Raw genomic sequence first — 11,292 nt, forward strand, 5'->3', positions numbered from 1 at the left:
TCCTTAGCGGCGGCCGCCGGTCTGCTTGAGGAAGTTGGCGAACAGCTCGTGGCCCTGCTCGGTCAGGATGGACTCGGGGTGGAACTGCACCCCTTCTATATTCAGTGTCTTGTGGCGCAGGCCCATGATCTCGTCGACCGAACCGTCGTCATGTGCGGTCCAGGCTGTCACCTCCAGGCACTCTGGCAGGGTCTCGCGCTTGACCACCAGGGAATGGTAGCGGGTCACGGTGAGCGGGTTGTTGAGGCCGGCGAACACGCCCAGGTCGCGGTGATACACCGGGCTGGTCTTGCCGTGCATCACCTGGCGGGCACGCACGACATCGCCGCCAAACGCCTGGCCGATCGATTGGTGGCCCAGGCAAACCCCAAGGATCGGCAGCTTGCCGGCGAAATGCAGGATGGCCTCGATGGACACACCGGCTTCGCTCGGCGTGCAAGGGCCGGGGGAGACCACGATCCGTTCAGGGTTGAGGGCTTCGATCTCGGCAACGGTGATTTCGTCGTTGCGGAAGACGTTGACCTCGGCACCCAACTCGCCAAGGTACTGCACGACGTTGTAAGTGAATGAGTCGTAATTGTCGATCATCAGTAACATCAGGCTAAACCTCTAGAATCTACTGACTTTAAAAGTCGAACCTTCCTACACCATAAACAGACACGGCGTTGCCACTAAGGGCGCTCGGACACGGACAGGAAGGCAAACGGGGGCGGGCCGGGCAGGCCGGCAAGAGATAAAGTCAGGCGCGCCAACGCCAACGGGCGTGGGCCTTGATAACGCGCATCAAGAGTTTGCTGACGATCAACACGGGATAGGTCTCGCTCATACTTGCAGGCACAGTAGCCTACCGGGGCGGCGGGCGCAATATGCCCGTAAATACGGGAAACGAATGGACTTGGAAGGCATGCCCCGCGATTTGCTATGGTCGATCGGGCTGTACTCATAAAAACAATGAAAAGGATGTTCACACATGCGAAAAACACCCTTGCTACGTTTTACCCTGGCTACCTTGGCGCTCGCCTGCAGCCAAGCTTTCGCTGCGCCCTCGCCTTACTCGACAATGATCGTCTTCGGGGACAGCCTCAGCGACGCCGGGCAATTCCCTGACCTGACCGGCGGCACTGCCGGCATGCGCTTTACCAACCGTGATGCGAATGGCAACTTTGCACCTGTCTCGCCCATGATCCTCGGCGCCCGCCTGGGTGTGAATGCCGATGAGTTGAACCCGTCCACATCACTCGGGATACGCCCCGACGGCAACAACTGGGCCGTTGGTGGCTACACCACGCAGCAGATCCTGGATTCGGTCACCGACACTTCCCAGACAATCATTCCGCCTGGTCAAGACTTTGCCGGCCTGGTCCTACGCGAGAAGGCCGGTTACCTGGCCAATGGCTTGCGCGCCGACCCCAACGCCCTCTACTACCTGACCGGGGGCGGCAACGACTTCCTGCAGGGCCTGGTGAGCAGCCCTGCCGACGCGGCCGCCGCGGGGTCGCGCCTGGCCGCCAGCGCCCAGGCCCTGCAACAAGGCGGCGCCCGCTACATCATGGTCTGGCTGCTACCCGACCTCGGGCTAACGCCGAACTTCAGCGGCACGCCGCAGCAAGGCGCGCTGTCGCAACTTTCCAGCGTGTTCAACCAGTCACTGGTCAGCCAACTGGGCCAGATAGATGCCGAAATCATTCCACTGAACATTCCCGTACTGCTGAACGAAGCACTGGCCAGCCCGACGCAGTTCGGGCTGGCCAGCGGGCAGAACCTGGTCGGTACCTGCTACAGCGGCAACAGTTGTGTGGAAAACCCGCTGTACGGCATCAACGGCACCACCCCTGACCCCACCAAGCTCCTGTTCAACGACTCGGTGCACCCAACCATCGCAGGCCAGCAACTGATTGCCGACTACGGCTACTCGATCCTCTCCGCACCCTGGGAGCTGACACTGCTACCGGAAATGGCCCACGCCAGCCTGCGCGCGCATCAGGACGAACTGCGTAATCAATGGCAGACACCCTGGCAAGCGGCAGGCCAATGGCAGGCCTTTGTTGCCACGGGTGCGCAAGACCTGGACTTCGACAGCGCGCGCAGTTCTGCCAACGGGGACGGGCGCGGCTACAACCTCACGTTGGGCGGCAGCTATCGGCTCAACGACGCTTGGCGCTTGGGGCTTGCCGGCGGTATCTACCGCCAGAAACTGGAGGCAGGCGAACAAGACTCGGACTACAAGCTCGACAGCTACCTGGCCAGTGCCTTCGCCCAGTTTCGTCAGGACCGCTGGTGGGCGGACGCAGCGCTGAGCGCCGGGCACCTGGATTACCGGGACCTCAAGCGAACCTTCGCCTTGGGCGTGAATGACCGAAGCGAAAAAGGTGATACCGACGGCGAAGCCTGGGCTGTGACCGGCCGGCTGGGATACAACCTGGCAGCCGATAGCAGCCAATGGCAGTTGGCCCCTTTCATCAGCGCCGACTATGCACGGGTGAAGGTGGACGGTTATGACGAGAAGAGCGGACGCTCGACGGCCCTGGGCTTCGATGACCAGGAACGCACGTCACGTCGTTTGGGCGTTGGGTTGCTCGGCAGCGTGCAGGTACTGGCCAACACCAGGCTTTTTGCCGAGGTGGCGCAGGAGCATGAGTTCGAAGATGACCAGCAGGACGTGACCCTGCACCTGACCACACTGCCAGCCAATGACTTCACGCTGACCGGGTACACCCCGCAGAGCGACCTGACCCGCGCCAGCCTCGGGCTGACCCATGAGCTGGTGGCGGGGGTACACCTGCGCGGGAACTACAACTGGCGCAAGAGCGATGAGTTGACCCAGCAAGGAATAAGCCTGGGCCTCAGCGTCGACTTTTAACCCATTGGGGCCGCTATGCGGCCCCACGCCTGAGCGTTACTCGGCAGGACACTGCTCAGCCAATGCTACTGCACGGAACATCGCCCGGCGCTTGTTGATGGTTTCTTCCCACTCCAGCGCCGGCACCGAGTCGGCGACGATGCCCCCACCTGCCTGCACATGCAGCTCGCCGTCCTTGATCACCGCCGTACGAATGGCAATGGCGGTATCCATGTTGCCGTTCCAGGCAAAGTAGCCCACCGCACCACCGTAGACGCCCCGTTTGACCGGCTCCAGTTCGTCGATGATCTCCATCGCGCGAATCTTCGGTGCACCCGACAATGTACCCGCCGGCAGAATCGCCCGCAGGGCATCCATGGCGGTCAACCCCTCGGCCAGCTGGCCGGTGACGTTGGACACGATATGCATCACGTTGGAGTAGCGTTCGATCACCATCTTTTCGGTCAGGCGCACGCTACCGGTGGAAGACACACGGCCCACATCGTTGCGGCCAAGGTCGATGAGCATCAGGTGCTCGGCGATTTCCTTGTCGTCCGACAGCAGGTCATCTTCCAGTGCTCGGTCGGCCTCCTCGTTGGCCCCCCGTGGGCGAGTACCGGCAATCGGTCGCACGGTGACCAGGTTGTCTTCAACCCGCACCAGCACTTCCGGCGAACTGCCGACCACGTGGAAGTCCCCGAAGTTGAAGAAGTACATGTACGGCGTCGGGTTGAAGCAGCGCAGCGCACGGTACAAATCGATGGGCGCTGCCTTGAAGTCGATCGACATGCGCTGGGACGGCACCACTTGCATGCAGTCACCGGCCAGGATGTACTCCTTCACAGTGTCCACAGCGCGCTCGTAATCCTCCTGGGTAAAAGAGGAGCGGAACGCCGGCTCTGCCGCCATGGGGCCGCTCAGGTCCAGGCCGCGTCGCGGCGTGATCGGTTCACGCAGCTTGGCCAGCAGGCCTTGCAGGCGCGCCTGGCCTTGCTCGAAAGCCTGCTCTTCGGACGGGTCGACCAGTACGATCGCATGCATCTTGCCGGCCAGGTTGTCGAACACCACCACGGCATCCGAAACCATCAGCAGGATGTCCGGCACGCCCAGCGGGTCAGGATTGGGGCAAGCGCCCAGGCGCTTTTCCACATAGCGTACGCAGTCATAGCCGAAGTAGCCGACCAGGCCACCGTTGAAACGCGGCAGGCCGGCAATGTCAGCGACCTTGTAGCGGTCCTTGAACGTTTCGACGAATGCCAGCGGGTCTTCGACATCATGGCTTTCGACCTGCACGCCATCGTGCAGGATGCTCACGTGATAGCCATGCACACGCATCACCGTGCGCGACGGCAGGCCGATCATCGAATACCGCCCCCACTTCTCTCCACCCTGCACCGACTCGAGCAGGTACGAGTTGGCCTGGTCTGCCAGCTTCAGGTAGATGGAAAGCGGGGTATCGAAGTCGGCCAGGGTTTCACAGGCCAAGGGAATGCGGTTGTAGCCAGCAGCGGCCAGGCGCAGGAATTCTTCGCGGGTCATGAGTAGCCTCGGAGCAACAATGAGAGTCGGGCAAGCGGACGGGCCGGCTAAGGCCGGCGGGCAGAAGTCAGGCGCGCCAACGCCAACGGGCCAGGGCCTTGATGACTTTCATCCAGAATTTGCCGGTAACCACCACGGAGGGCTCTCTGTCTTGTGAGGCTTGAAGGTCCGCCAACGTTATCCCAGTGTCGGTGACTACGCAACCAGGCAGCAGCAGGCGCAGATCGCCCAAGACCAGGCTGGGCGCTTCTTCATCGATCGGCCGGCCGTGGTTGTAGCCATAGCTGAGCCCAACGCACTGCACGCCGGCAGCCTTGGCCGCCAGCACATCACTGCGCGAGTCCCCCACAAACAGCGCCTGGCCAGGCTCGACGCCGGCCATTTTCATGACGAACAGCAACGCAGCAGGGTCGGGCTTCTTCTGTGGCAGGGTATCGCCGCCGATGATCCAGCGGAAATAACGGCCGATCTTCATCTGGTCGAGCAAGGGTGCGACGAAGCGTTCCGGCTTGTTGGTGATCAGCGCCATCTCCACACCCTGCTTGCGCAGCCAGCGCAGGGTTTCGCGCACACCAGGGTAGACGACCGTCAGATCATGGCTTTCGGCGTACGCCTCCATGAACAGTGCAAGGCCACGCTCGGCCAGCTCATCGTCTACCGTGGCGTGGTCCAGGCCGCCGGCAAGGGCGCGGCGCACCAGCACGGGTGCGCCGTTGCCTACCCAGTGCCGCACGGCGTCGAGGCCGGCGGCCGGGCGGCCAAGTTCGAGCAGCATGCGGTCAACGGCTGCGGCCAGGTCGGGGACTGAATCGATCAGGGTACCGTCCAGATCGAACATCACCAGCCTGGGCAGCGTCCCGGGGAACAGCTGCTCGAAGCCGCTCATGGCCGGGCCTGAGCCAGTTCGGCGCGCATCTTGGCGATCACTTCCTGATAATCCGGCGCGTTGAAGATCGCCGAGCCGGCAACGAAGGTATCAGCGCCTGCGGCAGCGATCTCGCGGATATTGTTGACGTTGACCCCACCGTCGATTTCCAGGCGGATATCACGGCCACTGGCGTCGATCAGCGCCCGTGCTTCACGCAGCTTGTCCAAGGTGCCGGGGATGAACTTCTGCCCGCCAAAGCCTGGGTTGACGCTCATCAGCAGCACCATGTCGACCTTGTCCATCACGTATTTCAGCGCGTCCAGGCTGGTTGCCGGGTTGAACACCAGGCCGGCCTTGCAGCCACCGTCACGGATCAGCTGCAGCGAGCGGTCGATGTGCTGCGAGGCTTCCGGGTGGAAGGTGATGTAGGTGGCACCTGCTTCGATGAAGTCACCGATGATGCGGTCTACCGGGCTGACCATCAGATGCACATCGATCGGCGCGGTCACACCGTATTTGCGCAAGGCAGTGCAGACCATCGGGCCGATGGTCAGGTTGGGTACGTAGTGGTTATCCATCACGTCGAAGTGGACGATGTCGGCACCAGCGGCCAGCACCTTGTCGACGTCCTCGCCCAGGCGGGCGAAATCGGCGGAGAGAATGGAGGGGGCAATAGCGTAGGGCTGCATGGCGCACCTGTTGGCAGAATCTAGGTGGCGCGCATTGTAACTCAGGGAACCGGATAGGGGCTGATTGGCATCAATGCGTGGCGACGGGTGTCGCCGTCTCGCCGCTACCGGCCCTTAGCGGGCTTGCCTGTGAAGGGCCGGTACCGGCGACATGGCTCAGGCGGGCTGCTGAGTCCTCAGCTTTTCACTGCGCCCGCGCAGCCACTCCAGGGTCAGCAACAGCACCACCGAAAAACCGATCAGCAAGGTTGCCGCCGCTGCAATCGTCGGGCTCAGGTTCTCGCGAATGCCGCTGAACATCTGCCGCGGCAGGGTGGCCTGCTCTGGCCCGGCGAGGAAAAGCGTCACCACCACCTCATCGAAAGAGGTAGCGAAGGCGAACAGCGCTCCCGAGATGACCCCGGGGGCGATCAGCGGCAAGGTGACCCTGCGAAACGCAACCACCGGTGAGGCCCCCAGGCTGGCAGCCGCACGCACCAGGTTGTAATTGAAGCCTTGCAAGGTCGCCGACACGGTGATGATGACGAACGGCACACCCAGCACCGCGTGCACCAGGATCAGCGAAATGAAGCTGTTACCCATCCCCAGCGGGGCAAAGAACAGGTAGCTGGCTACACCAATGATCACCACCGGCACCACCATCGGCGAAATCACCAGCGCCATGACCAGTGACTTGCCCGGAAAATCGGCGCGGGTAAGCCCGATCGCTGCCAGCGTGCCGAACACCATGGCCAGCAGCGTGGCCGCCGGGGCGACGATGACGCTGTTGCGCAGGGCGCGCATCCACTCGGCCGAAGCGAAGAAGTCGTGGTACCACTGCAGAGAGAAGCCTTGCAGTGGATACACCAGGAAGCTGCCACTGTTGAACGACAGCGGCACGATCACCAGTACCGGCAACACCAGAAACAGCAATATCAGGCCGCAAAGGATACGCAGGCTGTAGAACCACACCCGCTCCACGGGCGACATGTATGGGCTAAGCATCACTAGGCTCCTCAGCTCAGGCGCAGGCGGCTGGCACCGACCAGCCAGCTATAGATCAGGTACAGCAGCACGGTCGCCAGCAGCAACAGCCCACCCAGCGCGGTGGCCATGCCCCAGTTGATGCTGGTGTTGGTATAGAAAGCCACGAAGTAGCTGACCATCTGGTCGTTCGGGCTGCCGAGCAGCGCCGGGGTGATGTAGTAGCCGATGGCCAGGATGAACACCAACAGGCAACCGGCGCCCACGCCCGCGTAGGTCTGCGGGAAGTACACCCGCCAGAAGCTGGCGAACGGGTGGCAACCCAGGGAGATCGCTGCACGCATGTAGCTTGGCGATATGCCCTTCATCACGCTGTACAGCGGCAGGATCATGAACGGCAGAAGGATGTGAACCATCGAGATGTACACGCCGGTACGGTTGAACACCAGCTCCAGCGGCTGATCGATGATGCCGATTGCCATCAGGGCACTGTTGATCAGGCCGCCTGATTGCAGCAGCACGATCCACGCCGCCACCCGAACCAGTATCGAAGTCCAGAATGGCAGCAATACCAGGATCATCAGCAGGTTGCCCTGGCGGGTTGGCAGGTTGGCCAGCAGGTAGGCCAGCGGATACGCCAGCACCAGACAGATGGCCGTGATCACCACACCCATCCACAGGGTGCGGGCAAAGATATCCAGGTAGATAGCCTGGTCGGGGGTGGCCTTGGCCAACTCGCCAAGGTCATCGATACGGTGGTCGACCGATGCCAGCAGGTAATAGGACGTCACGCTACTGGTGTTGCGGCGGATCGCCTGCCAGTACGCCGGGTCGCCCCAACGTTCATCGAGGGCCTGCAAGGCCTCTTTATAAGAAGCAGGTTCAGCCTTGAACGGCAGCGCCCGAGCGGTCTTGGAGAGCAGGCTGCGGTAGCCGGCCAGCTCCATGTTCAGGCGTTTGGACAGGTCGCCCAAGGTCTGGTTCTTGCGCGATTCGGCCAGGTCCTGGCTCAGGGCCTTGTAAACCGCCTCGCCGGGCAGGCTCTTGCCGTCCCACTGCGACACAGCCTGGACCGTGCGCGGCAGGCCGTTGACCACTTCCGGGTTGTCGACGCTCTTGAACAGCAGCGCCGCGATGGGCACCAGGAACACCAGCAGAAGAAACAGCGCCAGCGGCGCAATGAGCGCCTGCGCCTTCCAGCGGTTGACCCGCTCGGCGTGCTTGAGGCGCTGCTTGAGACTTGGACCTGCGCCTTCGTTGAGGGGCACTGCAATGGCCATGGCGAACTCCGCAAAAACAGGGGAACAGGGAGCGCCAGCCAGCCGGCCGGCGCTCCTTCGAGGCGCCTTACTTCTTCGCCGCCCAGGCGTTGAAGCGTTGCTCCAGTTGCTCGCTGTTGTCGGCCCAGAAGGCCACATCGATCTGCACCTGGTTGGCGATGTTTTCAGGCGTGGTCGGCATGTCCTTCTTCACCGCGTCCGCCAGCAGCGGTACCGCCTTGGCGTTGGCCGGGCCGTAGGCGATGTTCTCGGAGTAGGTCTTCTGCTGCTCGGGCTGAACGGTGTAAGCGATGAACTTCTTGGCTTCTTCAACATTCTTGGCCCCTTTCGGGATGGCCCAAGCGTCGAAATCGTAGATACCACCGTTCCATACCACCTTGAGGTTGCTCTCTTTCTGCACCGCGGCAATACGCCCGTTGTAGGCCGAGCTCATGACCACATCACCCGATGCCAGGTACTGGGGCGGCTGGGCACCCGCTTCCCACCACTGGATGCTTGGCTTGAGTTCGTCGAGTTTCTTGAAGGCGCGGTCCACGCCGTCCTTGGTGGCCAGCACCTGGTACACATCCTTGGGCGCAACGCCGTCGGCCATCAGGGCGAACTCGAGGGTGTACTTCGCGCCCTTGCGCAGGCCGCGCTTGCCCGGGAATTTCTTCGTGTCCCAGAAATCGGCCCAGCTGGTCGGGGCTGTCTTGAGCTTGTCAGCGTTGTAGGCCAACACCGTCGACCAAACGAAGAAGCCCACGCCGCACGGTTGGATGGCGCCTTTCACATAATCGCTTTCGTTACCGAACAAAGCCGGGTCGAGTTCCTCGAACATGCCTTCGTCGCAACCACGGGCCAATTCTGGCGACTCCACCTCCACCAGGTTCCAGGACACGCTGTTGGTGTCGACCATGGCCTTGATCTTGGCCATTTCGCCGTTGTACTCGCCAGCGACGATCTTGCCCTTGCCGGCCTTCTCCCATGGCTCGTAGAACGCCTTGACCTGGGCCGCCTTGTTGGCGCCACCGAAGGACACCACGGTCAGGTCTGCCGCCATGGCCTGGCCGGCGGCGAACAGGCCAAGGGCCAGGGCGGTCAGTTTCAGCTGCTTGCGCATTATTATTCTCTCCACAGTACAGGGTTGGTGAAGCAATCCATCAGTGGGCTTCGGCAATCGGATCGAGCGCGCGCGCGTGCTCCACCTCCCAGCCCAGCGGTACCACATCGCCCACGGCAAGCGCCGGGTCGAGCTCGGCAATCGGCTGTTTCACGAAAAAGTCAGCCTTGCCACAGACTTCCAGACGCACCCGTACATGGTCGCCCAGGTAAATGAACTCGGCCACGCGGCCGGAGAATCGATTGACGCAGCTTTCGCTGTGGCCATTGAGACGCACGCGCTCCGGGCGTACCGACAGGGTCACCGGCTCGCCAGCCTGGCCGACGTTCACCGCCAGTGCCTCGACCCGCTCGCCGCGGGCCAGCTGCACCTGGCAACGGTGACCGTCACTGGCCAGCAGCGTGCCGTTGATGCGGTTGTTCTCACCGATGAAGTTGGCGACGAAGGTGTTGCGCGGCTCTTCATAAAGGGTGCGCGGGTCGGCGATCTGCTGGATCTCGCCTTCATGGAACACGGCCACGCGGTCGGACATGGTCAACGCCTCGCCCTGGTCGTGGGTTACGTAGACCACCGTCACACCCAGGCGCTGGTGAATGTGCTTGATCTCCATCTGCATGTGTTCACGCAGCTGCTTGTCCAGCGCGCCGAGCGGCTCGTCCATCAGTACCAGCTGCGGCTCGAACACCAACGCCCTGGCCAAGGCCACGCGCTGCTGCTGGCCACCGGAAAGCTGGCCAGGGTAGCGTTTGGCGAAGGCATCGAGCTGCACCATGTTGAGTACCCGCTTGACCCGTTCACTGATGTCGGTCTTGCTCAGGTTGCGCACGCTCAGCGGAAAAGCGAGGTTTTCCGCCACGGTCATGTGTGGGAATAGCGCGTAGTTCTGGAACACCATGCCGATGTCACGTTTGTGCGGCGGCACGTTGTTGATGGAGCGCCCGGCCAACTGGATTTCACCGGCGGTCGGGGTTTCGAAGCCGGCCAGCATCATCAGGCTGGTGGTCTTGCCCGAGCCGGAAGGGCCGAGCAAGGTGAGGAATTCACCTTTGCGAATGTCCAGGTTGAGGTCTTTGACGATCAGCGACTCGCCGTCGTAGCTCTTCTGCACACCACGGAAACTGACCAGCGTCTCACCGGTGGTCGCGTTCGAATTCGCCTCGCTCATGCCTGCACCTTCTTGTTGGAATGACTGCGTAGGCAAAGACTAAAGAAGACGCAAGCGCCCGCAAATCGGGGGCACTGAGAGAATGCCATCATCCGGTTGGAAGCGTTTGTGTAGGGATTGCCCTACAGCGATGGCGTTATTGGAATGCAGGTTTCAGCCATCCAAAGGGAAAGCGGTACCCGGCGGGCAACCTCTGTCGCAAACAGAACAGTCAGACCAGCTTGTGCTCCATGGCGTACTTCACCAGCTCAGCCAACGAGTTGACCTTGAGTTTCTGCATCAGCCTCGCCTTGTGGGTGCTGATGGTCTTGCTGGAGAGCGCCAGCTGCTGAGCGATATCGTTGACGTTAGCGCCGTGGGCCAGGCGTTCGAACACCGAGAACTCGCGCTCCGACAGCAGCGTATGCAGCGGCCGGGTCTCGGTCAGGCCAACCTCGAAGACCATGCGGTCAGCCAACGCCGGGTCGATGTAGCGCCCGCCGCCTGCCACCCGCCGGATTGCGGTCAGCAGCAAGGCAGGGTCACTGTCCTTGGTGGCATAACCGGCAGCGCCGGCCTTGAGCGCGCGCGCGGCCATCTGCGCTTCGTCGTGCATCGACAGCATCAGGATCGCCGGCGGGTTGTGCAGCGCGCGGATCCGCGCAATCGCCTCCAGCCCACTGACCCCGGGCATCGAGATATCCAGCAACACCACTTCGCAGGGGGTGCGGCGCAAGGTTTCCAGCAACTGTTCACCATTGCCGGCCTCCCCCACTACCTGCATATCCTTGGCCAGGCCGATCAACTGCTTGATGCCTTCGCGGACAATGGTGTGGTCTTCGGCCACCAGCACTCGAATCACGATCGT

10 protein-coding genes are annotated in these 11,292 nt (G+C 62.2%); 1 reads left to right on the forward strand and 9 read right to left on the reverse strand.

Features of this window, described 5'->3' with window-relative positions:
• Positions 1 to 3: 3 nt before the first annotated feature.
• Positions 4 to 597 (reverse strand): aminodeoxychorismate/anthranilate synthase component II, encoded by a 594-nt coding sequence (locus OSW16_RS24730; protein WP_267819192.1) that lies wholly within the window; start codon positions 595 to 597, stop codon positions 4 to 6.
• A 373-nt stretch (positions 598 to 970) separates the two neighbouring features.
• Between OSW16_RS24730 and estP the strand changes: the two genes are divergently transcribed.
• Positions 971 to 2,860: an esterase EstP gene (gene estP / locus OSW16_RS24735; protein WP_267819195.1), complete on the forward strand. Its 1,890-nt coding sequence runs from the start codon at positions 971 to 973 to the stop codon at positions 2,858 to 2,860.
• A 36-nt stretch (positions 2,861 to 2,896) separates the two neighbouring features.
• Here the strand turns inward: estP and trpE are convergent, their stop codons facing one another.
• From trpE to OSW16_RS24775, 8 genes are all read right to left on the reverse strand, one after another.
• Complete coding sequence (gene trpE / locus OSW16_RS24740; protein WP_267819197.1) at positions 2,897 to 4,378, reverse strand: anthranilate synthase component I; 1,482 nt, start codon at positions 4,376 to 4,378, stop codon at positions 2,897 to 2,899.
• 67 nt (positions 4,379 to 4,445) lie between these two features.
• Positions 4,446 to 5,264 carry a phosphoglycolate phosphatase gene (locus OSW16_RS24745; protein WP_241807080.1) on the reverse strand — a complete coding sequence of 273 codons (819 nt, stop codon included), beginning with the start codon at positions 5,262 to 5,264 and terminating at the stop codon, positions 4,446 to 4,448.
• Positions 5,261 to 5,935: a ribulose-phosphate 3-epimerase gene (rpe, locus tag OSW16_RS24750; RefSeq protein WP_136912648.1), complete on the reverse strand. Its 675-nt coding sequence runs from the start codon at positions 5,933 to 5,935 to the stop codon at positions 5,261 to 5,263. The genes OSW16_RS24745 and rpe overlap by 4 nt, the downstream gene beginning before the upstream one ends.
• Positions 5,936 to 6,091: 156 nt before the next feature.
• Entirely contained in the window at positions 6,092 to 6,919 is an 828-nt protein-coding gene (locus OSW16_RS24755) for an ABC transporter permease (protein WP_012316549.1), read from the reverse strand.
• Positions 6,920 to 6,930: 11 nt separating this feature from the next.
• Positions 6,931 to 8,178 (reverse strand): ABC transporter permease, encoded by a 1,248-nt coding sequence (locus OSW16_RS24760; protein ID WP_241807078.1) that lies wholly within the window; start codon positions 8,176 to 8,178, stop codon positions 6,931 to 6,933.
• A 67-nt stretch (positions 8,179 to 8,245) separates the two neighbouring features.
• Positions 8,246 to 9,280 (reverse strand): ABC transporter substrate-binding protein, encoded by a 1,035-nt coding sequence (locus tag OSW16_RS24765; RefSeq protein WP_267819202.1) that lies wholly within the window; start codon positions 9,278 to 9,280, stop codon positions 8,246 to 8,248.
• A gap of 40 nt (positions 9,281 to 9,320) precedes the next feature.
• Positions 9,321 to 10,445 (reverse strand): ABC transporter ATP-binding protein, encoded by a 1,125-nt coding sequence (locus tag OSW16_RS24770; protein ID WP_241807076.1) that lies wholly within the window; start codon positions 10,443 to 10,445, stop codon positions 9,321 to 9,323.
• A gap of 211 nt (positions 10,446 to 10,656) precedes the next feature.
• On the reverse strand, positions 10,657 to 11,289 hold the full coding sequence (locus tag OSW16_RS24775; RefSeq protein WP_267824111.1) for a response regulator transcription factor: 633 nt from the start codon (positions 11,287 to 11,289) through the stop codon (positions 10,657 to 10,659).
• Between the last annotated feature and the right edge of the window lie 3 nt (positions 11,290 to 11,292).

It is taken from the genome of Pseudomonas putida (genome assembly GCF_026625125.1).
Taxonomy (GTDB): Bacteria; Pseudomonadota; Gammaproteobacteria; order Pseudomonadales; family Pseudomonadaceae; genus Aquipseudomonas; species Aquipseudomonas putida_X.

Excerpts from the sequence above, each read along its gene's own strand:
- OSW16_RS24760 (WP_241807078.1), bottom strand. The coding sequence starts at position 8,178 with ATGGCCATTGCAGTGCCCCTCAACGAAGGCGCAGGTCCAAGTCTCAAG.
- trpE (WP_267819197.1), bottom strand. The coding sequence starts at position 4,378 with ATGACCCGCGAAGAATTCCTGCGCCTGGCCGCTGCTGGCTACAACCGC.
- OSW16_RS24745 (WP_241807080.1), bottom strand. The coding sequence starts at position 5,264 with ATGAGCGGCTTCGAGCAGCTGTTCCCCGGGACGCTGCCCAGGCTGGTG.
- OSW16_RS24730 (WP_267819192.1), bottom strand. The coding sequence starts at position 597 with ATGTTACTGATGATCGACAATTACGACTCATTCACTTACAACGTCGTG.
- estP (WP_267819195.1), top strand. The coding sequence starts at position 971 with ATGCGAAAAACACCCTTGCTACGTTTTACCCTGGCTACCTTGGCGCTC.
- OSW16_RS24770 (WP_241807076.1), bottom strand. The coding sequence starts at position 10,445 with ATGAGCGAGGCGAATTCGAACGCGACCACCGGTGAGACGCTGGTCAGT.
- rpe (WP_136912648.1), bottom strand. The coding sequence starts at position 5,935 with ATGCAGCCCTACGCTATTGCCCCCTCCATTCTCTCCGCCGATTTCGCC.
- OSW16_RS24755 (WP_012316549.1), bottom strand. The coding sequence starts at position 6,919 with ATGCTTAGCCCATACATGTCGCCCGTGGAGCGGGTGTGGTTCTACAGC.
- OSW16_RS24765 (WP_267819202.1), bottom strand. The coding sequence starts at position 9,280 with ATGCGCAAGCAGCTGAAACTGACCGCCCTGGCCCTTGGCCTGTTCGCC.